Source organism: Kitasatospora sp. NPDC056181 (assembly GCF_042266225.1).
Taxonomy (GTDB): Bacteria; Actinomycetota; Actinomycetes; order Streptomycetales; family Streptomycetaceae; genus Kitasatospora.
The window spans coordinates 15225-39712 of record NZ_JBHJUK010000081.1; the positions used below are offsets into that span (position 1 = coordinate 15225).

The following is a 24488-nucleotide window of genomic DNA, read 5'->3' on the forward strand; positions in this document are numbered from 1 at the left end:
AAAAGGCGAGTGAGAAACCCGACCTGCCCAGGCCCGGCGTCCGGCTCGGGTGGCGGCTGGGCAGCCCGGGTTGACTCGGGCCGGGTCGGGCTCATCCGCCACGACGAATCCGTCCGGCCCGGTCGTCACGACAGGGGGATCACCCCAGCACCCACTCGACCGCCGCGTCCCGGTCCTCGAGCGTGAACGACTTCGTCTCCCCCGGCGTCATCCACCCGAACAGGCCCGTCATGTGGTGCATCCAATCGATGTCGGTCACCAGGGCGATACGTTTCCAGGCCCGGACGTGCCCGAATCCGATCTTGAGATCCTGCCACAGGGCCCCACCCGACATGCCTTGGAAGTCGCGCATGACGATCAGGAAGCGAACCTCGCCCACCTCCGCTGCACTCTCCACGGCCGGAAGCACGACATCACGGTAATCCTCTGCCGAAAGCCTTCCGCTGGCCTCGAACCCGACCACCCCTGCCGGCAAGTCGCCCAATCGGTTGATCACGGCATCTCCTCTTCTGCGGCGAAACGGCAACCATCGTCGCCCGGCTCGGCGGGAACAGCCTGCGGACACACTGCCGTCCCCCGGGAACAGCAGCACGCAACGCACGGACGACCCGCCCGGAGCCCCCGCACGGACGAACCGCCCGGAACCCCCGCATGGACGCTGCCGGAGCTCTGTTCAGGCCGCGGCGGCCACGAGATCGAGCGAGACGACGAGCCCGTCGCAGGAGTGACCATTCATTCGTCACGTGCGTCGGGAACGGGCCCGAGACCTGCTCGACCTGATCACCCTGGTCACTGTGGTCGCCACCGGCATTCTGATCAGCTCGGCGTCGAGGAGGGCGGCGGCGAGGACGCTGCACGGCGTGATCGAACCACCGCGCGCGCCCCAGGGGGCGGCGGCCGGTCGCAGGTCAGGGAGGAGACGGTGACCACGACGCCCGCCGGGCCCCGCCGCACCGTCGTCGCGGTCGGGATGCCCACGGCGGCGTTCATGCCGCCGTCCTCCGTCCCACCGATGCGCCGGTCCCGCTGGTCCCGTCAGTCATTGATGACGTCCGAGGTCTTGAGGTCGTTGATCTGCTCCTGGTAGTCGTCCAGCTTGTCCGGGCAGTAGACCTTGATCACTTCGGCGCCGGCTTCAAGGATCTGGCGGTCGACGATGACCGGGCGCATGCCGGGGCCGCCCGCCCCGTTGGTGAGCTGGGCGAGCCACAGTCCCTGCCGCAGGTCCGAGTTGGGTCGGTTGCAGACCGCTCCGCCGTCGGTGCCCAGCGTCAGGGCGATGTTGTGCGGGTTGCGGGAGGCGAAGCCCTTGGCGACCAGGGCGTCGTTCAGCTGGTTCGCCTTCCGGTAGGCCTCGTTGGTGGCCTTCTGCTGGGTATAGGTGAGCAGGCCGACGATCATCATGCCGACCAGGACCACGATCGCACCGATGTAGATCCAGCGGTGCTGGGATGCCATCCGGGTCGGGCTCATGCCACTGCCTCCTCAGTGCTGTCGGCGTCGGGCTGGCGCCAGCTCGGCTTGCGCGCTTTCAGGAAGGAGAACGGGATCACGACTCCGAGGAGCAGCAGGCCGCCGCCGACGATGCCGATGTAGGCCCAGACGCTACCGCCGCCGAACTGCGAGGACGGGACGAATCCGATCACCATGGCCAGCGCCGAGGAGACGAAGCCGACCACGCAGATCGTGGTGAGCAACGGTGCGCGGTAGCCGCGCGGGTGGTCGGGCTGCTTGCGGCGCAGCTGGATGGCGGCGAGGAACATCAGGAGGTACATGATCAGGTAGACCTGGGTGGTGATCACCGAGAAGATCCAGTAGACGCTGGAGACGTCGGGGATCAGTGCGTAGAGCAGGGCGATGACCGTGGTGAGGAGGCCCTGGGTGACGAGGATGTTCTGTTGGATGCCGTGGGCGTTGAGCTTCTGCAGGAAGGGCGGGAGGTAGCCCTCCTGGCGGGAGATCAGGAGCAGGCCCTTGGAGGGGCCGGCGAGCCAGGTGAGCATGCCGCCGAGGGAGGCGGAACACAGGGCGACCGCCACGATCGGGACGAGCCAGCCGATGTGGAAGTACTGGAAGAAGGCGTCGAAGGCCTGCATGACGCCGGCGGTGAGGCTGAGCTGGTCGGCCGGGATGACCCAGCTGATGGCGAGGGCGGGCAGGATGAAGATCAGCAGGACCATGCCCATGGCCAGGAACATCGCCTTCGGGAACTCCTTGGCGGGGTCGCGCAGCTTGTTGACGTGGACGGCGTTCATCTCCATGCCGGAGTAGCTGAGGAAGTTGTTGACGATCAGCACCAGGCTGGCGATGCCCGTCCACTGGGGGAAGATGTGGGAGGCGTCCATCGGCGCGGCCGAGGGGTTGCCCTGTCCGAGGAAGACGAACCCGAGCAGGACCAGCAGCGTGCCGGGGATCAGCGTTCCGATGATCAGGCCCCAGGAGGCCAGGCCCGCGACGGCGTTGGTACCGCGGGAGGACACCCAGACGCCGGTCCAGTACAGGACCACGATGACGATCGCGGTGTAGACCCCGTTGCTGGCGAGCGCGGGGTTGATCACGTAGGAGATCGTGCTGGCCACGAAGGCGAGAAGGCTGGGGTAGTAGAAGATCGTCATGGCGAACTGGCACCACACGGCCAGGAACCCCAGCGGCTTCGACAGCCCCTGCGCCACCCAGTTGTAGACCCCGCCCGTCCACCCGGACGCCAACTCCGCCGACACCAGCGCCGTGGGCAGCAGGAACACCACGGCGGGTAGCAGGTAGAGGAACACGCAGGCCAGGCCGTACACCGCCATGGTCGGCGAGGCCCGCAGACTCGCGACCGAACTGGTCGTCATCAAGGCCAGCGTCAGCCAGGTGATCTTGTTCGACCCGGCCCCGACCTGAACCGCACTAGCCGCCCGCGTACCGCCCGCTCGGCCGGCATCACCGCCTGGCACGTCCACGGTGCTCATCGGATGTCTCCTCGCTCTGCCCGTCGGCGCCTTGGTGCACCACTTCCAGACTGGTCACCCTCCGTGGCCGACGCGCGCCGGCCTACGCCCATCGGGGCAGCCGTTAAGCCGGTTGGCCGCACTCCATCGGGCGCGGCCGGCGAATGACACGACGTTCGACGGGCTTCTGCCGATCACCGATGGCACCGTGCCCGCGCACTCAGGACGAGGTCAGAGCCGTCCCACGGAGCAGGTTCCAGCGGCCTCCGCGCCCGGACAGCCCGGTGGCCGGCAGCGGACGGACGTCGAGGCGTCAGAACAGGCGAGCCGTGGTCAGGCCGGTGCTGTGCGGCCTTACGACGCAGACGGCAGGTCGCGGAGGTCGCGCAGAGTGCCCGCGCACACCGCCGTCAGCAGCAACAGGCCCACGCCGATGCCGACACCGAGCGGGTGGAAGCCGTCACCGGTGACCGCGGGAGCGAGGATGGTCGCGCCGCCGGTGGCGCTGGCGCCGGCGAGGGTCCGGACACCGGCGCGGAGGCGGCCGGTGCCGGGTGGCACGACGGCGTCCGCGCCGACGCCGGTGAAGATGCGGGGGATCTGGATCGCGCCGAGGCCCAGGGCGATCCACCAGGCGGTGAGCACTGCGGTGCGCAGGGTGGGTGGCGAGGCGTCCGCGTCGAACCCGCCGTGCACCAGGACGACCACGGCGGCGCCGAGGAGCGTCGGTCCGGCGAGGCGGCGCAGCGCCCAGCCCAGCAGCGTGATCGCGGCGCTCAGCATGGGCCGGGGCCGGGGTGCTATCAGGGCGATGCCGAGCAGCAGCAGGGTGGTGCAGCCGTGCATGACCTGCTCACGGACGCCGTCGGCGGGCAGGGGGCCGGCTTGCTCGGCGGCCAGGTGGCCGAGGAACCAGGCGGCGAGGGCGACCGTGATGCCCATGGTGGCCACCCTCCGCCGGCGCTGCGTCGGGGAGTCGGCGGGCCAGAGGGCCGGGTGCAGCCACATGTCCACGATGCCCGCGATCAGGTTGGGCCAGGACTTCCAACCCGCGCCCCGGGCCTCGTCCTCCACCATCGAACCCCAGCGCTCGCGGAAGGCGTCCGGGTAGAGCCTGACAAGGCTCCGGGTGACGACGCTCACGCCGGGTTCACCCCCAGGCGACGCAGTCCCGCGTTCGCGACGCGGGCCATGGCGCGCAGTTCGCGTTCCAGGACCTCGCGGCCGAGGGGCGTCAGCCGCACCGGGCGCTGGCGGCCCTGCCCGTCGAGCGGCTCGATCAGCCGCTTCGACTCCAGCCTGGCCAGCGCCCCGTACAGGCTGCCGGGGCCCAGCCGCTCCCCGGTCAGCTCCTCGATCGCCGTGTTGATGGCGTATCCGTGCAGCGGCCCGTCGGCCAGCGCGCAGAGCACCAGCGTCTGCGCATCGTTGGCTTGCATGTGTCGTTCCTCCCGATCTGACGGAGCATCATACTACGCTCTGCGAACTACGTGCTGCGTACTACGCAATGTGTACTATCACCGTCATGTGCGATGACTTGACGAATGATCAGCTGGAAGTCGGGCACCGCGCCCGGCCTGCCGCGGCCGCGGCGCTGTTGACGTCCGCCGCCGGAGCCGGCGCCTTCACCGTGTTCGCCTACCTGACGACGCAGGTTCGCGTGGTGCGTGCGGGCAGTCCCTGGCAGAGCGATCCGTACGACGCCGTGGTGACCTTCACCATGTTCTTCGTCCCACTGCTCGGTGCGCTCGGCGCGGTCCGGGCGCTGCTGTGCCGCCGCGACCGGCCGCTGCCGCGCCACCGGGTGGAGCAGGTGCTCCGGGCCGCGCTGGTCTGCACGCTGCTCGTCGCCGCCACGCTCGCCACCGACTGGGCGGCGGTGGCCGTGCGGGCGGACCGCGCATCCTGGGACGGCGGCACCCCCGGACTGATCGCATCCCTGCTGCCGCTCACCGGGGTGACGGCCGAGAGCCTGCTGTTGCACCGCCGGGCGATCCGGCGGCTACCGAAACCGGTACGCGGGGCCGACGGCGAGGGTGGGGACTGGCTGGACGACCTCGCGCCCCTCGCGAACCTGCTCGCCGGCACCCGCTCCCGTACGGGGCGCGCACTCGCCGCACTGATCGGCCGCGGCGACGTGCTCGGCTTCGTGCGCCTCCGCTTTGCCCCGCTCGCCGCCGTGGCCGCCCTCGCCGCCGGCCTGCTGGTCGCCACGGGACTGGCCTCCGGCGAGGGCTGGCCCGGGGTACTGCTCTTCGCCGTGGAGACCGCAGTCTTCGCGGGCGGCACCTTCGCCTTCGTGATGATCTGCAACAGCGTCCTGCGGTTCGCCGCGCCTCCTCCCGCTTCGAGAACGCGACGGGCCGCCCGGGTCGCGACCACCGCGGGCGCGTTGGCGCTGCCGGTCTCGTTGGCGCTGCGGGACACCGCCTGGCAGCTGCTCGGGCTCGGCGACCAGGTCGACTCCATCGGGCAGTGGGCGGCCTTCACGCTCGCCTTCGCGCTACTGACGGGCGCGCTCACCTTCGGTGTGGCTGCGGCCGTTACCAGGGAATGACAGCGGAAGGCATCCGGTCGGCCGCCGGAGCAACGGCGAGATCCTCCGCGATGAGCGGGCCACCGGGGCGGGCCGGTGCGTGCCACCGTTCCCGCCCCTTGTGGTCCCGCACCGGCGCGTCAGCCGGCGAGTTCCTCCCGCAGGCGGCGGGCGGCGGCGACCAGGCTCTCCAAGGAGGCCCGGGTCTCCGGCCAGCCGCGGGTCTTCAGCCCGCAGTCGGGGTTGACCCACAGCCGCTCGGCCGGGATCGCCGCGAGGCCGGCGCGCAGCAGGGAGACCGCCTCCTCGGTGCTCGGGACGCGCGGGGAGTGGATGTCCCACACGCCGGGGCCGACCTCGCGCGGGTAGCCGGCCTCGGCCAGTTCACCGGCGACCTCCATGTGGGAGCGCGTCGCCTCCAGCGAGATGACGTCCGCGTCGAGGTCGTCGATGGCCGTCATGATCGCGCCGAACTCGGCGTAGCACATGTGGGTGTGGATCTGGGTGTCGGCGCGGACGCCCGAGGTGGCCAGCCGGAACGACCCGGTGGCCCAGTCCAGGTAGGCGGGGCGGTCGGCGGCCCGCAGTGGCAGGGTCTCGCGCAGGGCCGGCTCGTCGACCTGGACGACGGCGGCGCCCGCGGCCTCCAGGTCGGCGACCTCGTCGCGCAGGGCGAGGGCGACCTGGAAGGCGGTCTCGGCGACCGGCTGGTCGTCCCGGACGAAGGACCAGGCGAGCATCGTGACCGGGCCGGTGAGCATGCCCTTGACCGGACGGTCCGTCAGTTCCTGGGCGTAGCGGAACCAGTCGACGGTCATCGGGTGCGGGCGGGAGATGTCGCCGGCGAGCACCGGCGGTCGCACGTAGCGGGTGCCGTACGACTGGACCCAGCCGTGCCGGGTGGCCAGGTACCCGGTGAGCTGCTCGGCGAAGTACTGGACCATGTCGTTGCGTTCGGGCTCGCCGTGCACCAGGACGTCCAGGCCGGCCTTCTCCTGGTAGGCGATGACCTCGCGGACCTCGGCTTCCATCCGCTCGCGGTAGGTGGCCTCGTCGGTCCGCCCGGCCGTCAGGTCGGCTCGGGCGAGACGCAGTTCGGTGGTCTGCGGGAAGGATCCGATGGTGGTGGTGGGAAGAAGCGGCAGCCCGAGGCGGGCACGCTGGGCCTCGGCGCGCTGCGGGTAGGGCTGGGCGCGGCGGGTGTCCGCCTCGGTGACGGCGGCGGTGCGGGCGCGGACGGCCGGGTCGCGGGTGATCGGCGAGGCGGCCCGGGAGGCGAGGTCGGCACGGTTGGCCGCGAGTTCGGCGGTGATCGCGTCGGTGCCCTCGCGCAGGGCGCGGGCGAGCAGTGCGGTCTCACCGGCCTTCTGGCGGGCGAACGCGAGCCAGCGGGCGATCTGCGGGTCGAGGTCGCGTTCGGCCGCGGCGTCCAGCGGGACGTGCAGCAGGGAGCAGGACGGCGCGACGTCGACCCGGCCGGCGAGGCCGAGCAGGGTCGCCAGGGTGGCCAGCGACTTCTGGAGGTCGTTGATCCAGATGTTGCGGCCGTCGACCACGCCGGCGACCAGGCGCTTGCCGGGGAGTCCTCCGACGGCGGCGAGGGCGTCGAGGTTGGCCGCGGCCGGACCGGTGAAGTCCAGTGCAAGGCCGTCGACCGGCGCCTTGGCGAGCACGGGCAGCGCCTCGCCCAGGCGGTCGAAGTAGCTCGCGACGAGCAGCTTGGGCCGGTCGGTGAGGGCGCCGAGGTCGCGGTAGGCGCGGGCGGCGGCGTTCAGCTCGGCCGGGGTGCGGTCCTGGACGAGCGCGGGTTCGTCCAGCTGCACCCAGGAGGCGCCGGCCGCGCGCAGGTCCGCGAGGAGTGCGGCGTAGACGGGCAGCAGCCGGTCGAGCAGGGTGAGCGGCTGGAAGTCCTCGGCCACGCCGGGTGCCGGCTTGGCGAGGAGAAGGTAGGTGATCGGACCGACCAGCACCGGGCGGGCGGCGTGGCCGAGCGCGACGGCCTCGCGGAGCTCGGCCACCTGCTTGGCCGGGTTCGCGCCGAAGACGGTCTCCGGGCCGACTTCGGGCACCAGGTAGTGGTAGTTGGTGTCGAACCACTTGGTCATCTCCAGCGGCGCGACCTCCTGGGTGCCGCGGGCCATGGCGAAGTAGCCGTCCAGCGGGTCGGCGTCGACCGCGGCGCGGTGGCGGGCCGGGATCGCGCCGACGGCGACGGTGGTGTCCAGCACGTGGTCGTAGAGCGAGAAGTCGCCGGTGGGGACTTCCTCGATACCGGCGTCGGCGAGCTGCTGCCAGTTCTCCCGGCGCAGGTCGGAGGCGGTGGCGAGGAGGGCGTCGGCCGTGACCGCGCCCTTCCAGTAGCCCTCGACGGCCTTCTTGAGCTCCCGGTTGCGGCCCTGGCGGGGGTGGCCGTGGGTGGTGGCCCGGGTTGCCGCGGTTGCGGACTTCGCTGTCAAGGGACTCTCCTTCGCGAGCCTGTTTCCTGTGGTCCCCGGGGACGGGACGAAGGCGCGAAGGGGTGACGAACCGGGCGGGGCCGTGAGCGCGTGCGAAAGCGCCGGACCCGCCTGATATGTACGCCGACCCGCCCACGAGGTCACCGGGATGGCCGCGCGCGAACGGTCGCGTGCGGGCAGCGGGCAGGTCTTCGGACTCGCGGGCACGGCCACCCGTCAAGGGCGGACACCTACTGGCCGTCGCTTCCCAGACCCGGCCGGGCCCAGTGCGTATGACGGCGTTCGTTCCCACTCACCGCTGCGGGGCAGTCCCGGATTCCCACCGGGTTCCCTCTTGCGACGCGCCTGCCTGGCGGACAGGGCGAACCAGCTGCCCGGTCAGCTTATGCGCAAGCAGGCGGAACTGACGGAGAATCATGGAACGTGTCCGCATGATGAGACTCCACCGCGGCCCGGCGATGTCGCACGGTGCGTGGACCGGCCCGACATCTGTCAATCAGGGCAACGCACAGCCCCCGCACGGGCCCTCGCACGCCTCGGCGGGCCCGGGCCGGCCTCGCGATGCACATCACCACCGGCCGCCGCCTGGCCGAGGGGTTCCCCGAGGGCGTGGGCGACACGGTGGTGATGCTCGACGGCCGTGCCGCGTTCACCGGGATCGACCCCGGGGGAAGGGAGATCCGCCACGGCGCCCGCCCCGGCACCCCCGACGAGATCCTGGTCGCCGGACTGACCTCCGAAGTCGCTCTGCGGATCGGCGAGTTGCACAAGTCGGCCCGCGAACGCAAGGGCTGGATCGCGGACACCTACCTGCTTCGGCGATCGGCCGACCGACCTGCGGGCGCCACCCCGGGCGAGGGGCGGCGCCCGCGCGGACTGTCAGCGGTGGGTGAAGGACGGCGGGCGCTTCCCGGCGAAGGCCCCCATACCCTCCTTCTGGTCCGCCGTGGCGAACGTCGCGTGGAACAGCCGCCGTTCGAACCGGACGCCCTCGGCGAGCGTGGTCTCGTACGAGCGGTTGACGCTCTCCTTGAGCATGACCGCCGCCGGGGTGGACATCGCGGCCGCGGTCTCGGCGGTGGCCAGGGCCTCGGCCGTGAGCTGGTCGGCGGGGACGATCCGGGAGACCAGGCCGGCCCGCTCGGCCTCCTCGGCGCCCATCATCCGGCCGGTCAGGCAGAGCTCCATGGCCTTCGCCTTGCCGACCGCCCGGGTCAGGCGCTGCGAGCCGCCGATGCCCGGGATCACGCCGAGCTTGATCTCCGGCTGACCGAACTTCGCAGTGTCCGCCGCCAGCAGGATGTCGCACATCATCGCCAACTCGCAGCCGCCGCCCAGCGCGTAGCCGGCGACCGCCGCCACGACGGGCTTGCGCAGGGCGGCGAAGCGGTCCCAGGCGGCGAACCAGTCGCCGAGGTAGGCGTCGACGAAGTCGAGGGACTGCATCTCCTTGATGTCGGCGCCGGCCGCGAAGGCCTTCTCCGAGCCGGTGACCACCAGGCAGCCGATCTCCGGGTCCCGGTCGAACTCCGCCGCCGCTGCGACGACTTCGTTCATCAGGAGGGTGTTGAGCGCGTTGAGCGCCTTCGGGCGGTCGAGCGTGATCAGCCCGACCCGGCCCTTGCGTTCGACCAGGATCGTCTCGTACGTCATGCGGAATCCTCCCGGAGGGTGGTGATGATGGCGGAGAAGTCCAGACCGCCGGCCTCGCCCTGAGCAAAGGAGGCGAACAACTCGGCTGCCCTTCTGCCGAGTTCGGCCGGAACGGCGGCGGAGCCGGCCGCGTCGGCGGCGAGCTCGAGGTCCTTGGCCATCAGCGCGGCGGCGAACCCGGCCGCGTACTCGCGGTTCGCCGGGCTGGTCGGAACGGGGCCGGGAACCGGACAGTTGCCGGTGAGCGCCCAGCACTGCCCGGAGGCGGTGGAGGCCACGTCGAACAGGGCTTGGTGGCTCAGACCGAGGCTCTCCCCGAGGACGAAGGCCTCGCTGACCGCGATCATGGAGATGCCCAGGATCATGTTGTTGCAGATCTTCGCCGCCTGACCGGCGCCGGACGCTCCGCAGTGGACGACCCGGCGGCCCATCTCCGCCAACACCGGTTCGGCGTCGGCGAAGTCGGTGTCGTCGGCGCCGACCATGAACGTCAGGCCCGCCGCCTCCGCGCCGGCCACGCCACCGGAGACCGGTGCGTCGACGGCGCGGTGTCCGGCTACCCGGGCGAGGTCGGCGGCCACCCGGGCGTCCCCGACCGCGATGGTGGAGCAGTCCACGAACAGCGCGCCTCGGGCGACGGCGGTGAGCTCCTGGTACGCGTCCAGGACGTGCCGCCCGGTCGGCAGCATGGTGATCACCAGGTCGGCGTCGCCGACCGCCTCCGCCGCTGAGCCGGCCACGGCCACACCGCTTCCGGCAGCGCGCTCCCGGGCGTGCTCCGCCAGGTCGTAGCCGGTCACCCGGTGGCCGGCCCTGACGAGGTTGGCGGCCATCGGGCCGCCCATGTTGCCGAGTCCGACGAATCCGATGCTGTGGGTCACCAGCGCTCCAGGGGTGTGGTGGCGGCGAGGCCGAGTTCGTGCTCGCCGAGCGGGGCGAAGTAGCGGGCCACCGCGGCGGGTTCGACGGCGCCGAGCGTCGCCGGGCTCCACCGCGGGGAACGGTCCTTGTCGATCACCTGGGCCCGGATGCCCTCGGCCAGGTCGGCGGTGGCGAGGGCCGCGCACGAGGTGCGGTACTCCTGGTCGAGCACCGCCTCCAGCGGGCCGAGGGCCCGGGCCCGGCGCAGGGCCGCCAGCGTGGCCTTCACGGCGGCAGGAGAGTTCGCAGCGATCCGGTCGGCGGCCTTCTTGGCCTCGGGTTCGCCGCTCTCCCGCAGCCGGCCGAGGATCTCCTCGACGGTGTCGGCGGCGTAGCAGCCGTCGATCCACGCCCGCTGTCCCTCCAGCACCCCGGCGGGCGCCGCCTGGACGTGCCGTTCGAGGGCATCGTGCACGGGCAGTTCGGCGAGGTCGTCCAGCAACGCGGCCAGCCGCTCGGCAGGGACGAAGTGGTCGCCGAGCCCGCACAGCAGCGCGTCGGCGGCACCGACGGATCCCGCGGTCAAGGCGAGGTGGGTGCCCAACTCGCCCGGTGCAAGAGCGAGCAGGTAGGTGCCACCCACGTCCGGAACGAAGCCGATGCCGGCCTCGGGCATGGCGATGCGCGTGGTCTCGGTGACGATCCGGACGCTGCCGTGGGCGGAAACGCCAACCCCGCCGCCCATCACGATGCCGCTCATGAGCGCGACATAGGGCTTGGAGTAGCGGGCGATCCGGGCGTTGAGGCGGTACTCGTCCCGCCAGAACTCCTCGACGGCGCCCGGGTCGCCGCCGGTGGCGGCGCGGTGGATGGCGACGATGTCGCCGCCGGCGCAGAAGGCCCGCTCGCCGGCGCCGGTGACGACGACGGATTCGACCCTCTCGTCCTCCTCCCAGGAGTCCAGGGCTTCGGAGATCCTCCGCACCATGCCGTGGGTGAGGGCGTTCAGGGCCGCGGGGCGGTTGAGGACGATCAGGCCGGCCCTGCCCTCGCGCTGGACGAGGACCTCGTCGACGGTGTTCCCGGTCATCACGCGGCTCCGGTCAGGCCGCGGGCGACGATGACGCGCATGATCTCGTTGGTTCCTTCCAGGATCTGGTGCACCCGCAGGTCTCGGACGATCTTCTCGATGCCGTACTCGGCCAGGTAGCCGTAGCCGCCGTGCAGTTGGAGCGCGGCGTTGGCGACCTCGAAGCCGGTGTCGGTGGCGTAGCGCTTGGCCATCGCGCACAGCTGCGGCGCCCGGGGATCGCCCCGGTCCAGGGCGGTCGCGGCCCGCCAGAGCAGCGACCTGGCCGCCTCCAACTCGGTGGCCATGTCGGCGAGTCGGAACTGCAGGGCCTGGGCGTGCAGCAGCCGGGCGCCGAACGCCTCGCGGTCGGCCAAGTAACCGGTGGCCCTCTCCAGGGCGTCCTGCGCGCCGCCGAGGGAGCAGGCGGCGATGCCGAGCCGGCCGCCGTTCAGCCCTTTCATGGCGATCCGGAAGCCCTCGCCCCCGGCCCCGAGGAGCCGGTCGGCGGGCAGCCGGACACCGTCCAGCCGCACCTGCCGGGTCGGCTGCGCGTTCCAGCCCATCTTGTTCTCGTTCGGCCCGAAGGAGACCCCCGGGTCTCCGCGTTCCACGACGAACGCGGAGACCCCGCCTGCCCCCGGTCCACCGGTGCGGGCCATCACCACGTACACCTGCGAGGCTCCCGCACCCGAGACGAACTGCTTGACGCCGTCGAGGATCCAGTGGTCACCGTCCCAGCGGGCCCGCGTGGTCAGTGCCGCGGCATCCGAGCCCGCACCGGGCTCGGTGAGGCAGTAGCTGCCGAGTTGTTCGGCCGCGCAGAGGCCGGGCAGCCAGCGGGCGCGCTGGGCGTCGTCGCCGTAGCGGTCGATCATCCAGGCGACCATGTTGTGGATGGACAGGTAGGCGGCGATGGACGGGCAGCCGGTCGCCAGCGCCTCGAAGACGAGGACGCCGTCGGCGCGGGTGAGTCCGGAGCCACCGGACTCCTCACGGACGTAGACGCCGGCCAGGCCGACATCCGCCGCCTTGCGAAGCACGTCAACGGGGAAGTGCTTGGTCTGGTCCCACTCGACCGCGTTCGGGGCGAGGTGCTCGCGGGCGAAGGCCCTCGTCGTGTCCGCGATGGCGCGCTGATCCTCGGTGAGGTCGTGCACGGCGCTCATCCCATCGTCGGCATGGTGAAGCTCGCGCCCTCCTTGACCCCGGAGGGCCAGCGCGAGGTGACGGTGCGGGTGCGGGTGTAGAAGCGGATCGAATCAGGCCCGTGCTGGTTGAGGTCGCCGAACGCGGAGCGCTTCCAGCCACCGAAGGTGTGGTACGCGATCGGCACCGGGATCGGCACGTTGACCCCGACCATGCCGGTGTTCACCCGGCGGGCGAAGTCCCGGGCGGTGTCGCCGTCCCGGGTGTAGATCGCGACACCGTTGCCGAACTCGTGCTCGCTGGGCAGCCGCAGAGCCTCCTCGTAGTCGGCGGCACGCACCACGGTCAGGACGGGCCCGAAGATCTCCTCCCGGTGGATCCGCATGTCCGACGTGACCCGGTCGAACAGCGAGGCGCCGAGGAAGAAGCCGTCCTCGTGGCCATCCAGCCGGAAGTCCCGCCCGTCCACGACGAGTTCGGCTCCCTCCGCGACCCCGAGGTCCAGGTGGCCGCGCACCCGGTCCAGGGCGTCGCGTCCGACCAGCGGCCCGAAGTCGGCCGCCGGGTCGTCCGAGCGCCCGACCTTCAGTGCGGCGATCCGCTCGACCAGTTTCGCCACCAGGGCGTCCGCGGTCTCCTCCCCCACCGGGACCGCCACCGAGATCGCCATGCACCGCTCACCGGCCGAGCCGTAGCCGGCTCCGATCAGCGCGTCGGCCGCCTGGTCGAGGTCGGCGTCCGGCATCACGATCATGTGGTTCTTCGCACCGCCGAAGCACTGCGCCCGCTTCCCGTGGGCGGCGGCCGTCGCGTACACGTACTGCGCGATCGGGGTGGATCCGACGAAGCCGACCGCCTCCACCCGCGGGTCCCCCAGCAGGGTGTCCACCGCCTCCTTTCCGCCGTTGACCACGTTGAGCACGCCCGGCGGCAGCCCGGCCTCCAGGAACAGCTCGGCCAGCCGCAGCGGCACCGAGGGGTCGCGCTCGGAGGGCTTGAGGACGAAGGCGTTGCCGCAGGCCAGCGCGGGCGCGGCCTTCCAGAGCGGGATCATCGCCGGGAAGTTGAACGGCGTGATGCCGGCGACCACGCCGAGCGGCTGGCGCATCGAGTACACGTCGATGCCGGTGCCGGCGTTGTCGGTGAACTCGCCCTTCAACAGGTGCGGGATCCCGGCGGCGAACTCCACGACCTCCAGGCCGCGTTGGATGTCGCCGTGGGCGTCGGCCACGGTCTTTCCGTGCTCGGCGGAGAGCAGCCTGGCCAGCTCCTCCTTCTCCAGCTCGACCAGCTGCAGGAAGCGCAGCAGGACGCGCGCCCGCCGCTGGGGATTCCAGGCCGCCCACGCGGGCTGGGCCTGCGCGGCGTCGGCGATCACCGCCTCGACCTCGGCGCGGTCGGCCAGCGGCACCCGGGCCTGCACCCGGCCGGTGTTGGGGTCGTACACGTCGCCGAAGCGGCCGGACGTGCCGGCGGTGCGCTTGCCGGCGATGAAGTGGGTCAGTTCTCGGACCATCGGGTTCCTTCTCTCGACAGGGTTGGGGAGAGGAGGAATGGAGAGCAGCGCCATCGCCGGCGATCGGGCGCACGGTCATGCGTCGTCGCGAAATGGCGTTGTTGACCTACCGTCAGGCGCGGTGGCACCTGACGGTCGGCAGCACGGCAGCGGAACGGGAACAGCAGCCCGGAGTCATGCGTGTCGTCTCCATCCTCGTGGAAAACACGAACCACCCGCGGCCGGTATCCTGACTCCCGGATCACCGCGCGCCCCCGGGCCTTCCCGGCTGGCTGCCAGTGGCCTTCATCTGCGAGGACGAACTCCCCGGTCACAGTGGCGGGACCGTGCCGGACTCACACCGGCTTCCCTGACACCGCGGACCTGTCATCGACCATATAGTTGGACGTCCTAGTAAGTCCAGAGGTCCGGGTTCGCGTCGCGCCATCGGGATCCCACTGCGCCGAGCACCGCCCGGGTGGTGCGATCGACGCGGAGCACAGGTGGGCACGGCCCCTGGCGACAGCCTGACGTGCCGTCGGGATGGATGCCGCCCTCCTCGGACCCGCTCGGCCGAGACGGCCCCCGGACGCATGCCCCGGCCCGCCACCCGGATCATGGGCGCGCCCGGTCGGCTGGGCACTTCCACCCGCCCGGGCGCCGCGCCGGCGGTGCGGCCGCCGGGTGGTCACCGTCGGCGGCAGCCTCAGTAAGGGTGAGGGCCGGGGCCGGGTGCTGGGGCTCGGGCCGGCAGGGCGGCCGGCCGGCCGCGCTCTTGCCGATCCAGCGGGCCGCGTCTCCGTCGTCGACCCGTCACGCCCGACCGGTCGGCCGCAGTTCCCGTTCGAGAGCGGAAAGGGCGAACGTGTGCGCGGAGGCGTGCTGCCAGCGCGGGCGTCCGAACATCACGTCTCCGGACAGCCCGTTGAGCATGGCCACGGCCCTGATGACGAACTCGGACGGATCCACGTCGGCGAACTGCCCCAGGGCCCGGCCTTCGAGAAGGATGGCTTCCAGGTGCTCTTCCCAGGCGTCGGACAGTGCGGTGAGGAGCTGCCGGCCGGCGTCGTCGTGGCGCTGGGCCAGCACCTGCGTCCACAGCGCGTAGCGTTCGTCGCCCTGGTGGCGGGGCAGGTAGAAGCGGACGAACAGTGCCAGCTTCTCCGAGGGGGAGGCGGCCTGGTCCGCGGCCTGCTGGAACCGGGTCACGAGGTCCGCTTCGCTCCATGCGAGGACTTCGAGCAGGAGGCGGTCCTTCTTGCCGAAGTGGTACAGGATGTGCCCGGTGCTCATGCCGGCCCGCGCGGCGATGTCCGACATCCGCACGGCTGCGGGGCCCTTCTCGGCGATGGCGCTGATAGCGGCCCGCATCGCCCGTCCCCGCGCCTCGTCGCCGGTGGGCTGACGCTTCCGGTCGACCGAGGCCAGAGCCGGCTGCGGGGTGGCCCCGGGCTCCGCGTTCGGCGCGGGCCCGATCGCGTTCTTCGGTGAGGGGCGGGACTGCGGCCGTGTGGGCTCGTTCTCTGGCGTCGGCATGGCCTCACCTCGGTTTCTGGGGATCTAGATCCGTAGTCTAGACTGAAAATCTAGACAGTGCGACTGGAGCCCGAAGCCCGCGTGTGCGCGGTCCGACGCCCAGCGGTTCGCCTGTCCGACCCACCCTTCAGGAGGCACCCGCATGACGCGCGGATTCGACGTTGTGGAGACCTGTATCGCCGACCTGCGCGCGGCGCTGGAGAAGGGCGAGACCACCGCGGTCGCCCTGCTCGACGCGTACCTCGCGCGCATCGACGCGTACGACCGACCCGGAACCGCCACCGCACTCAACGCGATGGTCGTGATGAACCCGGACGCCCGCGCCGAAGCAGAGGCCTCCGACGCCCGCCGCGCGCGCGGCGAGACGCTCGGCCCGCTCGACGGCATCCCGTACACCGCGAAGGACAGCTACCTCGCGAAGGGCCTGACGGCGGCGGCCGGTTCACCGGCGTTCGAACACCTCGTCGCCCAGCGCGACGCGTTCGCCATCGAGCGACTGCGCGCGGGCGGGGCCGTGCTCATCGGCCTGACCAACATGCCGCCGATGGCGAACGGCGGCATGCAGCGCGGCGTGTACGGTCGCGCGGAGAGCCCGTACAGCGCCGACTGGCTGACCAGCGCCTACGGCTCCGGCTCGTCCAACGGCTCGGGAACTGCGACCGCGGCGTCGTTCGGGGCGTTCGGCCTCGGCGAGGAGACCTGGTCGTCGGGCCGGGCCCCCGCGTCGTACAACGCGCTGTGCGCCTACACCCCCAGCCGCGGCGTGATCTCGGTGCGCGGCAACTGGCCGCTCGTCCCGACCATGGACGTCGTCGTCCCGCACACCCGCACCATGGCCGACCTCTTCGAACTGCTCGACGTCATCGTGGCCGACGACCCGGAGACCCGCGGCGACCTGTGGCGCGCGCAGCCGTGGATCCCGTTGCCCGCACCGTCGCAGGTGCGCCCCGCCTCGTACCCGGCACTCGCTCCCGCGGACGCGGCGACGGCGCACGCCACGCTCGCCGGCAAGCGCGTCGGCGTCCCCAGGATGTACATCAACGCCGACCCCGGCGCGGGGACCAACCCCGACGGCGGCATCGGCGGCCAGACCGGCCTGCGGATCGAGACCCGCCCCTCGGTGATCGCCCGGTGGGAGGCGGCGCGCCGCGACCTGGAGGCCGCCGGGGCCGAGGTGGTCGAGGTCGACTTCCCCGTCGTGTCGAACTACGAGTCCGACCGCCCCGCCGCTCCCTCGCTGCCCACCCGCGGCCTGGTCGGCGGCGACTTCCTCAAGGTCGAGATCGAGGACCTCTCCGCCTGGGCGTGGGACGACTTCCTGCGGGCCAACGGCGACCCCGCGCTCGCCACCCTGACCGAGGTCGACGGCGACCGCATCTTCCCCAAGCACCAGGGCGAACTCCCCGACCGCTACGTCGGCTTCGACGATACGATCGGCGACTACCCGCGCTTCGTGCGCGAGCGCCCGTACGCCTCCTTCACCGACATGCCCCACCTCGAAGAGGGACTTCGCGGGCTGGAGGAGACCCGCCGGGTCGACCTGGAGCTGTGGATGGACGACCTGCGCCTGGACGCGGTGGTGTTCCCCGCGGTCGCCGACGTGGGCCCCGCGGACATGGACGTGAACGAGGCCTCCGCCGACCTCGGCTGGCGCAACGGCGTCTGGGTCGCCAACGGCAACCTGGTGCCCCGCCACCTCGGCATCCCGACGGTGACCGTGCCCATGGGCACCATGACCGACACCGGCATGCCCGTCGGACTGACCTTCGCGGGCCGCGCCTACGACGACAACGCCCTGCTCGCCCTCGCCGCGGCCTTCGAGGCGACCGGCAACCGGCGCACGGAGCCGCTCCGCACGCCGCGGCTGGCGTCGGAATAACCTGAGGGTGTCCGAAGGGTCGGACACGAGGACCGGCCGGTGCGACGAGACACCGGCCGGCCACCAGCAGCCTGCCCCCGCGCGGCCGCCCAGCGCGCGCACGGGGGCAGGGCTCGGGGCGCTGCCCACCGAAAGCACGTCGATGCCCGGTGAGCCCGCAACCTGCACCGAGGTTGTGAATCCGCTACGGATTCGGGGCCTCTCGGGATGCGGGGGCCCGGTCCAACAGCCCCCGCTCTGCCTGCTCGACGAAGTCGCGGAACTGCTCGGTGCTCATCTGAACCTGCTGACCGAAGCCATCGGTGATCCGCACCCGCTTCCCGGGGGCCGAGGCGGGGAAGGGAGGACGTCAGGTCAAGCGCGCCACGGCCAGGGACAGCGCGCGGTCGAGCGCGGCCTCGGCGTCGCACGGTACATCGGGCCGGACACCGACGCCCTCCCAGTTGGTGCCCGAGACCGGGTTGACCGCGCGGGCGACGGGCACGCTGAGCTCCAGGTGCGGGTGCACCGTCCAGCCCTCGCGCGGGTGCGCGCCGCCCCGGGTGTCCTCCCCGACGACCTCGGCGCGCCCGAGCTGCTGCAGGTCGTAGGCGAGCTCCTCGGCCGCGGAGAAGGTGTTTCCGCTCGTCAGCACGTAGAGCGGCTTGTCGGCGCCGAAGCGGGCTCCCGGGACGAACGGGGGCGTCCAGGACTGCTCGGCCAGCTCTCCCTGCCGCGAGAGCATGGTGTTGAGGTGGGTGCGGCCGTCGAGCAGGTAGCCGCAGACGAAGGCGACCGTGTCCGGATCGCCACCGGTGTTGCGGCGCAGGTCCAGGATGAGGGCGCGGGCGGGAGCCACCAGTGAGAGCGCCGCGGTCAGGGGCTGCGCCGCCCAGTCCAGCGGGAACATCTTGGGTGCGATCTCCAGCACCGCGACGCCGCCGTCGAGGAGCTCCACGCGCGGAACACCGCCCAGGGAGGCGTCGAATTCCCTTCGCATCGCGGCGAGTGCCGCCGCTCCCCGCTCACTCGGCACCGGCACGGCGTGGTACTTGAGGGCCAGGTGCAGGTCGCCGTTGACGGACCGCAGGTCCGCGGTGACCGCTTCGGCCAACTCCTCGGCGGATTCTGCCCGGTAGGAGCCCGCGGCACTGCGGCGCCGCAGCAGGTCCGCCAGCTGCCGGGCGACATCGGGGAAGACGTAGTTCCCGCCGACCAGGTCGGCGATCGACTCGATGACGGCAACGGCGTCCAACGCAGGTGGCGGCGATATGGTGGAGGTCATGGGAGGGAGTAGACCAGCGACTTGTCAAAGCGTCAAACACGCTTAACGCTTGATCTGGTGAGCAATCAACTGCAACCGCAACCGCACGAAGACGTCCAGCGGATCAGCACGCCTCTGCAGCACACCGCACTCGCCCACCCCCTGCGCCAGCGTCTGCTCTTCGCCCTGAGCACCCAGCCGTCGACGATCAGCCGGCTCGCCGCGCAGCTGGGAGCGAACAAGGGCAGCATCTCCCACCACCTCAGGGTGCTGAGCGAGGCAGGGCTGATCCAGGACGCGGGAACACGACAGGTGCGCGGCGGCACCGAGAAGTACTACCGGCGAACCGCCGAGCGGCTCCTCGTCACCGAACCGCAGGCCGAGGGCACGGCCGCACTACTCGGCGCCATCGCCCAGGAGTTGGGCCGCTCCCCCACCGACCACCTCCTGGCACTGCGCCACCTCCGACTCAGCCCGGCCAAGGCAGCGCGGCTCGCCGAGGCGCTGGCCGCACTGGTCGACGAGACGGAGGAGGATCCGGAGGGCGAGCCGGTGCACGGCCTCCTGGTGACGCTCTACCAGCAGGCCGGGGCGTAGGGTCGGCCTGCTGACGGACAGGTACGGCCGGCCGGCCCCAATCTGCACGGTGCGGCCGCCGGATCAGTCGATCTACTTGCGCGCCTCGATCAGGAAGCGCGCCGAGTGGGCCACGAACGGGCCCTCGGCGCGGATCCGGGCGTCCAGCTCGCGCAGCCGGTCACGGTAGGCGTCGACGGTGAAGCCCGGGACCATCCAGATCACCTTCCGCAGGAAGTAGACCACCGCCCCGATGTCGGAGAACTCCACCCTCAGCCGCTCGGACCGCAGGTCAACCACCTCCAGCCCGGCCGCCCGCGCGTCGGCGCTCTCCCGGTCGGGGTGACGGCCCTCCCGCGCCTCGGGCTGCGGCCCGAGGAAGTACTCGACCAGCTCAAACACCGAGGCAGGCCCGACGTGTTGCGCGAAGTACGTGCCACCGGGCTTCAGCACGCGGGCGATCTCCGCCCACCAGACGGTCGCCGGGTGACGGCTGGTCACCAGGTCGAAAGCCTCGTCCGCGAAGGGCAGCGGCGGCTCGTCCGGATCCGCGACCACGACCGCGCCGAGCGGGTGCAGCAGCCGCGTCGCCCTGGCGATGTTCGGCGGCCACGACTCGGTGGCGACCATGGCCGGCGGGAATCCCCCGGGCCTGGCCCCGGCCAACACCTCGCCGCCGCCGGTCTGGATGTCCAACGCCGCCGAGGCCGACGCCAGCCGCTCCCCCAGCAGCCGCTGGTACCCCCAGGACGGCCGCTCCTCGGTGGCCCGCCCGTCCAGCCAGGAGAAGTCCCAACCGTCGACGGACACCGCCTCGGCCTCGGCAATCAAGTCTTCGAACGTACGCGACATAACCGCATCATCCCGGTCGGCCGCCACCCCGGCCAACCGGTTTTCCGCGGAGTAGGTCACACCCCTTACGGTGCCGCGGCGCCCGGGGCGAGCCCCCGTCAACCGCCGACGATCCGGGACGACACGCAACCCACCCCGTTCGGGTGACATTCCCCCGAGGACCGCGCCCACGGTACCTAGTGTGCAAGGGCAAGTTGGTCTACGAAGGGACTTATGCCATGTACCGTACCGCCCGCACCCTCGCCGTCCTCCTCGCCGCCGTCGGCGCCGCGACGGCCGTCCCGGCCCAGGCCTTCGCCGACGGCCCGACCGTGACCACCACGACCATCACCGTCATCGGCACCGGAAACCAGCTGGCCGGCGGCGACATCTTCAACGTCGGCGGCGACAACGTGGTCGGCTCCTTCAACAGCAACCAGCTCTCCTGACCGCTGCCCGGCCCATCCACCGCCCGCGCCCCCTCCGGCGCGGGCGGTGTGGCATGCGCGCACGGCGCCGACAGGTCGACGCACCAGCGTGCCGGGTGGCCTGGATTCCGCGACCGCCCCCGACCGGCACGGCCCGAGAGGCCGACCCGGTAAGGCGTCGCCAGCACCCGTCCGGGCCCGCCGTCCGGACCAGCCGTCCGAGCCCGCCCGGTTCCGCGGGGCCGACCGCATCACCACTACGGCGAGGCCGGCGCGCCTCCCCGCTCCGACGGACGACGGGCCGCGCGGGACGGCGGGAACGTCGGCCGCACGTCACCGCCCGGCGAGCCTCGCGACCGCCTCGGCGACGCGCGCCGCGCCGTCCTCGTCCGCCATCGCGCGGGCGGCGGCCTGCGCCCGCGCACGGTAGGACGCGTCCTCGACCGCCTGTCGGATGCCCGCCGCGAGACGGTCGGCCGTCAGCCCGGCGAACGGCACGGGCGCGGTGGCGACTCCGAGGCCGGCGAGGCGCGCGGCCCAGAAGGGCTGGTCGGCCGTCACGGGGACGGGGACCGTCGGCACACCCGCACGCAGGCCGGCGGCGGAGGTGCCCGCGCCGCAGTGGTGGACGACGGCGGCGGTGCGCGGGAGGAGCTGGGCGTGCGGGAGTTCGCCGACGGTCAGGACGTCGTCGCCGGTGGCGGCCAGACCGGCCCAGCCGGACTGGAGCACACCGCGAACCCCCGCCCGCCGGAGCGCCTGGACGGCCAACTCGCTCAGCCGCTCCCCGTGCCCGGCCGCCATGCTGCCGAAGCCGATGAACACCGGCGGCGGCCCGGCCAGGAGGAAGTCCTCGACCTCGGGCGGGAGTTGACTGCCCGGTGGCTCGTAAGGCCACCAGTTGCCGACCACCTCCAGCCCTCGCCGCCAGTCCGCCGGACGGGGCACCAGGGTGGGGCTGAAACCGTGCAGGACCGGCCAGTCCTGCTGCTCCTGACGCCGCCGCCGGATGCTCTGCGCCAGGGCCGGCAGGCCGAGGCGCTCGCGCAGCCTGCGGGCCGCGCGAGTGTGCAGGCGGTCCACGACGCGCTGGCCGAGCGCGCCGGCCGTGCGGTTGCCCCAGCGGCCGAGCGACCGCGTGCCGCCGACCACCGGAGGGAACTCGCCGGTGGGCAGCACGGGTTGCAGGTAGACCCCGAGGCTGGGGATGCCCAGGGACTCGGCGAGGTGCCAGCCGAGCGGGGCGGTGGTGGTGGAGAGCAGCAGCAGGTCGACGCCGGGGGCGGCGGCGTCGACGAGCCCGTCGCCGAGGCTGTCCACGAAGGCGGCCGCCCTGGCCATGAGGGAGGATCCCCTACCGCCGGCGCCCCCGTCGTCGACACGCCTGCCGCCACCGCCCTTGTCACCGGCACCCCTGCCGCCGGCCGGTGTCGCCCGGGGATCGGCCGGCAGCGGGCGGAAGTCGAGACCGCTCCCGCGCACCAGGGCGGCGAAGCCCTCCGGCGCGGCGAGGGCCACGTCGTGGCCTGCCGCGCTCAGACGGGTTCCGAGGCCCGTGTAGGGGGCGACATCGCCGTGCGAACCGGCCGCTGTGATGAGGATCCTCACTGCTCGCCCTCGGGGAGGTTCGGCGCGCCGCCCTCGCTGAGGCGCCGGGCGTTGGCGCCGATGGCCGCGCGGAGGAAGGAGGCGAGGCCGGGCTGCTGGTCCACCGGCGGGACGACCAGGGCGAAGGCCCGGGCGTCCGCCTCGTAGTCGTCGGCGATCCGGCAGTGCATCTCGGGCGGGCAGGGGGTGAACCAGCGGCTGATGTGCTGCCGGTGCTCCTCCGCGAGGTCCAGGACCCGTTCGCTGTCGGTGGCAGCACCCTCCGCGAACGCCGCCAGGAGCTGCCCGCGCCAGGCGGCGGCCTCGGCCATCAGCCGGCGCCAGTCCTCCTTGGAGTGCCCGGCGGCTCGGGCGAGGGCCTCCTGGTGGCCCTCGTGCCCGCCCCACTTGAGGTGGGCGTCGGTGGCGTAGCTCAGGTCGAAGACGACGTCCCCGAACACCTCGAACCGCTCGTCGGGGGTCAGTTCGACCCCCGTGCGCTGCACCTCGATGGCCCGTTCGGCGACCTCGACGAGCTTCTGCAGCCGGGTGATCTGCTCGGCCAGGGCCTCGCGCCGGGCCCGCAGGTGGTCGAGGGCGTTGGCCTGCGGATCCGCCAGGATGGTGGCGATCTCGTCGAGCGGGAAGCCGAGCTCCCGGTAGAAGAGGATCTGCTGGAGCCTGGCCAGATCGGCGCTGCTGTAGCGGCGGTAGCCCGCCTGGCTGCGTTCACTGGGCGACAACAACCCGGACCGGTCGTAGTAGTGCAGCGTCCGCACCGTGACCCCGGCGAAACCGGAAACCTGCCCGACTGACCAACTCATCCGTCCCACCTCGTAGCCGTGTTACCGCACTGCCATGACGTGCCCCACGGTCCGGCCTGACGTGGGGTAAGGGTCAAGCCTCGCAGGCCGGGGTGCGGCGACCGGAGCGGACGGGGGCATAACGGCCGGCGCGGACTGGGGCGTGAAGCGGCGCGACCGGCGCGACCGGCGCGAACGGCGCGCCCGAGCGCCGGCGGGCACGACCCACCTCGCACCGCCTCGCACCGCCTCGGCCGCCGGACCCTCAGGCCCCGTGCTGCGGCGGGCGGTCCGACCTGTGTCGCGCATCTCCCGGTCGCCGCCGCCACCCCGACAACGCGCCCGGTATGTACCCCGCTGCCGGATTGTCCGACCCGGCTGGTAGACAGTTGTTCGGTCCACCCACCGAAGGAGCAGCGCATGACCGTCGGCAAGCACGTCGAACAGTTCCACGGCCTCCCCGTCCTCGCCTTCGTCCCGGCCGTCGAGGAGGGAGCCGCACTGCCCGATCCGGCGGCGGTCGCCTGGAAGATCGGCGTCGAGTACGACTCGCCGATGAGCTTCGTGCAGCAGTGGCAGCGCTTCCTCGACACGGTCGACACCGAGCGTGTCACCGCCGTCGTCGTCGGCGAGTGGTCGGTGGACGGGCCGGACAGCTTCGCCGGGCCGCTGGCGGCCATCCTCGCCGCCGCCGGGCGGCTGCCGGCCCTGCGCGCGCTCTTCATCGGGGACATCACGTACGAGGAATCCGAGATCTCCTGGATCGACATGGTGGACGTCACTCCGGTGCTGAGGACCTTCCCCCAGCTGGAGGAACTGGTGGTGCGCGGTGCCTCGGGGGAGACGGTCGAGGGCGAGGGCGTCTCGCTCAAGCCGCTGCGCCATGACCGGCTGCGGGCACTGCGGTTCGAGTCGGGCGGTCTGCCGGCCGCGGTGCTCCGGGCGGTCGCGAACAGCGAGTTCCCCGCGCTGGAGCGGCTGGAGTTCTGGCTGGGCGTGGAGATGTACGGCGGCGACTCCACGCCGGCCGACTACGCGCCCTTCCTCGACGGCTCCCGGTTCCCCGCGCTGCGCCACCTCGGCCTCCAGGACAGCGAGGCGCAGGACGACATCGCCGCCGCGGTCGCGCAAGCCCCGGTGGTGGCCCGGCTGGAGTCGCTCAACCTCTCCATGGGCGTGCTCACCGACAAGGGTGCCGATGCCCTCCTGGAGGGGCAGCCGCTCACCCATCTCAAGGCGCTGGACCTGCACCACCACTACCTGACGGAGGCGGCGCAGCAGCGCCTGCGCCAGGCGCTGCCCGGTGTCGCGCTCGACCTCTCCGAGCCCGGCAATCCGGACGACCAGTGGCGGTACGTCGCCGTCGCCGAGTAGACGGGGCGTGGTCCCGATGGCCGTGCGGCAGGCGACCACCGAACACATCACCGCCGAACTCATCTCCGCTGAGCACGTC

General features: G+C 72.3%; 21 protein-coding genes and 2 riboswitches. Of the genes, 5 read left to right on the top strand and 16 right to left on the bottom strand.

Going from position 1 to position 24488, the window contains the following annotated elements; genetic code table 11:
* Window positions 1–139 precede the first annotated feature (139 nt).
* The 5 genes from ACFC1F_RS26980 to ACFC1F_RS27000 form a co-directional block, all read right to left on the bottom strand.
* The gene (locus ACFC1F_RS26980; protein WP_376162036.1) at window positions 140–496 is read right to left on the bottom strand and encodes an STAS/SEC14 domain-containing protein; all 357 of its coding nucleotides are present in this window, start codon (window positions 494–496) and stop codon (window positions 140–142) included.
* A gap of 539 nt (window positions 497–1035) precedes the next feature.
* A complete protein-coding gene (locus tag ACFC1F_RS26985) occupies window positions 1036–1473 on the bottom strand; it encodes a hypothetical protein (RefSeq protein ID WP_376162038.1) in 438 nt (145 codons plus the stop codon).
* Window positions 1470–2954, bottom strand: a complete 1485-nt coding sequence (locus tag ACFC1F_RS26990; RefSeq protein ID WP_376162040.1) for an APC family permease — start codon at window positions 2952–2954, stop codon at window positions 1470–1472. Before ACFC1F_RS26990 ends, ACFC1F_RS26985 begins: the two co-directional genes overlap by 4 nt.
* A 333-nt stretch (window positions 2955–3287) precedes the next feature.
* On the bottom strand, window positions 3288–4076 hold the full coding sequence (locus tag ACFC1F_RS26995) for a hypothetical protein (protein WP_376162042.1): 789 nt from the start codon (window positions 4074–4076) through the stop codon (window positions 3288–3290).
* Window positions 4073–4372 carry a PadR family transcriptional regulator gene (locus ACFC1F_RS27000; protein ID WP_376162044.1) on the bottom strand — a complete coding sequence of 100 codons (300 nt, stop codon included), beginning with the start codon at window positions 4370–4372 and terminating at the stop codon, window positions 4073–4075. The genes ACFC1F_RS26995 and ACFC1F_RS27000 overlap by 4 nt, the downstream gene beginning before the upstream one ends.
* Before the next feature lie 86 nt (window positions 4373–4458).
* On the opposite strand from ACFC1F_RS27000, the gene ACFC1F_RS27005 reads away from it, so the two are divergent.
* Entirely contained in the window at window positions 4459–5490 is a 1032-nt protein-coding gene (locus ACFC1F_RS27005; protein WP_376162046.1) for a hypothetical protein, read from the top strand.
* Between the two features lie 119 nt (window positions 5491–5609).
* Here ACFC1F_RS27005 and metE read toward each other — a convergent pair whose 3' ends face one another.
* The 7 genes from metE to ACFC1F_RS27040 form a co-directional block, all read right to left on the bottom strand.
* On the bottom strand, window positions 5610–7925 hold the full coding sequence (gene metE, locus ACFC1F_RS27010; protein WP_376162048.1) for a 5-methyltetrahydropteroyltriglutamate--homocysteine S-methyltransferase: 2316 nt from the start codon (window positions 7923–7925) through the stop codon (window positions 5610–5612).
* 164 nt (window positions 7926–8089) lie between these two features.
* Window positions 8090–8311, bottom strand: a riboswitch (cobalamin riboswitch).
* Between the two features lie 493 nt (window positions 8312–8804).
* Window positions 8805–9578, bottom strand: coding sequence for an enoyl-CoA hydratase (locus ACFC1F_RS27015; protein WP_376162050.1), 774 nt, complete (start codon window positions 9576–9578; stop codon window positions 8805–8807).
* Complete coding sequence (gene mmsB, locus ACFC1F_RS27020; protein WP_376162052.1) at window positions 9575–10459, bottom strand: 3-hydroxyisobutyrate dehydrogenase; 885 nt, start codon at window positions 10457–10459, stop codon at window positions 9575–9577. The genes ACFC1F_RS27015 and mmsB overlap by 4 nt, the downstream gene beginning before the upstream one ends.
* Complete coding sequence (locus tag ACFC1F_RS27025; protein WP_376162054.1) at window positions 10456–11529, bottom strand: enoyl-CoA hydratase/isomerase family protein; 1074 nt, start codon at window positions 11527–11529, stop codon at window positions 10456–10458. Before ACFC1F_RS27025 ends, mmsB begins: the two co-directional genes overlap by 4 nt.
* Entirely contained in the window at window positions 11529–12677 is a 1149-nt protein-coding gene (locus tag ACFC1F_RS27030) for an acyl-CoA dehydrogenase family protein (RefSeq protein WP_376162056.1), read from the bottom strand. The genes ACFC1F_RS27025 and ACFC1F_RS27030 overlap by 1 nt, the downstream gene beginning before the upstream one ends.
* Window positions 12674–14173: a CoA-acylating methylmalonate-semialdehyde dehydrogenase gene (locus ACFC1F_RS27035; protein ID WP_376162058.1), complete on the bottom strand. Its 1500-nt coding sequence runs from the start codon at window positions 14171–14173 to the stop codon at window positions 12674–12676. Before ACFC1F_RS27035 ends, ACFC1F_RS27030 begins: the two co-directional genes overlap by 4 nt.
* A gap of 201 nt (window positions 14174–14374) precedes the next feature.
* Window positions 14375–14566, bottom strand: a riboswitch (cobalamin riboswitch).
* A gap of 399 nt (window positions 14567–14965) precedes the next feature.
* A complete protein-coding gene (locus ACFC1F_RS27040; protein ID WP_376162060.1) occupies window positions 14966–15688 on the bottom strand; it encodes a TetR/AcrR family transcriptional regulator in 723 nt (240 codons plus the stop codon).
* A gap of 142 nt (window positions 15689–15830) precedes the next feature.
* On the opposite strand from ACFC1F_RS27040, the gene ACFC1F_RS27045 reads away from it, so the two are divergent.
* A complete protein-coding gene (locus tag ACFC1F_RS27045) occupies window positions 15831–17567 on the top strand; it encodes an amidase (RefSeq protein WP_376162062.1) in 1737 nt (578 codons plus the stop codon).
* Window positions 17568–17916: 349 nt separating this feature from the next.
* Here the strand turns inward: ACFC1F_RS27045 and ACFC1F_RS27050 are convergent, their stop codons facing one another.
* Window positions 17917–18831 carry a S41 family peptidase gene (locus tag ACFC1F_RS27050; protein WP_376162064.1) on the bottom strand — a complete coding sequence of 305 codons (915 nt, stop codon included), beginning with the start codon at window positions 18829–18831 and terminating at the stop codon, window positions 17917–17919.
* A gap of 57 nt (window positions 18832–18888) precedes the next feature.
* Here ACFC1F_RS27050 and ACFC1F_RS27055 point away from each other — a divergent pair, with 57 nt between their 5' ends.
* Complete coding sequence (locus ACFC1F_RS27055; RefSeq protein WP_376162066.1) at window positions 18889–19407, top strand: ArsR/SmtB family transcription factor; 519 nt, start codon at window positions 18889–18891, stop codon at window positions 19405–19407.
* Between the two features lie 72 nt (window positions 19408–19479).
* Here the strand turns inward: ACFC1F_RS27055 and ACFC1F_RS27060 are convergent, their stop codons facing one another.
* On the bottom strand, window positions 19480–20238 hold the full coding sequence (locus ACFC1F_RS27060; protein ID WP_376162068.1) for a class I SAM-dependent methyltransferase: 759 nt from the start codon (window positions 20236–20238) through the stop codon (window positions 19480–19482).
* A gap of 218 nt (window positions 20239–20456) precedes the next feature.
* On the opposite strand from ACFC1F_RS27060, the gene ACFC1F_RS27065 reads away from it, so the two are divergent.
* Window positions 20457–20666: a hypothetical protein gene (locus ACFC1F_RS27065; RefSeq protein ID WP_209410904.1), complete on the top strand. Its 210-nt coding sequence runs from the start codon at window positions 20457–20459 to the stop codon at window positions 20664–20666.
* A gap of 312 nt (window positions 20667–20978) precedes the next feature.
* On the opposite strand, the gene ACFC1F_RS27070 is transcribed toward ACFC1F_RS27065, so the two are convergent.
* Window positions 20979–22253 (bottom strand): glycosyltransferase, encoded by a 1275-nt coding sequence (locus tag ACFC1F_RS27070; RefSeq protein WP_376162070.1) that lies wholly within the window; start codon window positions 22251–22253, stop codon window positions 20979–20981.
* Window positions 22250–23056, bottom strand: a complete 807-nt coding sequence (locus ACFC1F_RS27075; protein ID WP_376162072.1) for a MerR family transcriptional regulator — start codon at window positions 23054–23056, stop codon at window positions 22250–22252. The genes ACFC1F_RS27070 and ACFC1F_RS27075 overlap by 4 nt, the downstream gene beginning before the upstream one ends.
* A gap of 399 nt (window positions 23057–23455) precedes the next feature.
* Here ACFC1F_RS27075 and ACFC1F_RS27080 point away from each other — a divergent pair, with 399 nt between their 5' ends.
* Window positions 23456–24409 carry an STM4015 family protein gene (locus tag ACFC1F_RS27080; RefSeq protein WP_376162074.1) on the top strand — a complete coding sequence of 318 codons (954 nt, stop codon included), beginning with the start codon at window positions 23456–23458 and terminating at the stop codon, window positions 24407–24409.
* The last annotated feature ends 79 nt before the right edge of the window (window positions 24410–24488 follow it).

Bases quoted from the DNA above. Each gene is read 5' to 3' on its own strand.
- ACFC1F_RS26985 (WP_376162038.1), bottom strand. From the start codon at position 1,473: ATGAGCCCGACCCGGATGGCATCCCAGCACCGCTGGATCTACATCGGT.
- ACFC1F_RS26990 (WP_376162040.1), bottom strand. From the start codon at position 2,954: ATGAGCACCGTGGACGTGCCAGGCGGTGATGCCGGCCGAGCGGGCGGT.
- ACFC1F_RS27000 (WP_376162044.1), bottom strand. From the start codon at position 4,372: ATGCAAGCCAACGATGCGCAGACGCTGGTGCTCTGCGCGCTGGCCGAC.
- ACFC1F_RS27005 (WP_376162046.1), top strand. From the start codon at position 4,459: ATGTGCGATGACTTGACGAATGATCAGCTGGAAGTCGGGCACCGCGCC.
- ACFC1F_RS27015 (WP_376162050.1), bottom strand. From the start codon at position 9,578: ATGACGTACGAGACGATCCTGGTCGAACGCAAGGGCCGGGTCGGGCTG.
- ACFC1F_RS27025 (WP_376162054.1), bottom strand. From the start codon at position 11,529: ATGACCGGGAACACCGTCGACGAGGTCCTCGTCCAGCGCGAGGGCAGG.
- ACFC1F_RS27030 (WP_376162056.1), bottom strand. From the start codon at position 12,677: ATGAGCGCCGTGCACGACCTCACCGAGGATCAGCGCGCCATCGCGGAC.
- ACFC1F_RS27035 (WP_376162058.1), bottom strand. From the start codon at position 14,173: ATGGTCCGAGAACTGACCCACTTCATCGCCGGCAAGCGCACCGCCGGC.
- ACFC1F_RS27040 (WP_376162060.1), bottom strand. From the start codon at position 15,688: ATGCCGACGCCAGAGAACGAGCCCACACGGCCGCAGTCCCGCCCCTCA.
- ACFC1F_RS27045 (WP_376162062.1), top strand. From the start codon at position 15,831: ATGACGCGCGGATTCGACGTTGTGGAGACCTGTATCGCCGACCTGCGC.
- ACFC1F_RS27050 (WP_376162064.1), bottom strand. From the start codon at position 18,831: ATGACCTCCACCATATCGCCGCCACCTGCGTTGGACGCCGTTGCCGTC.
- ACFC1F_RS27060 (WP_376162068.1), bottom strand. From the start codon at position 20,238: ATGTCGCGTACGTTCGAAGACTTGATTGCCGAGGCCGAGGCGGTGTCC.
- ACFC1F_RS27065 (WP_209410904.1), top strand. From the start codon at position 20,457: ATGTACCGTACCGCCCGCACCCTCGCCGTCCTCCTCGCCGCCGTCGGC.
- ACFC1F_RS27075 (WP_376162072.1), bottom strand. From the start codon at position 23,056: ATGAGTTGGTCAGTCGGGCAGGTTTCCGGTTTCGCCGGGGTCACGGTG.
- ACFC1F_RS27080 (WP_376162074.1), top strand. From the start codon at position 23,456: ATGACCGTCGGCAAGCACGTCGAACAGTTCCACGGCCTCCCCGTCCTC.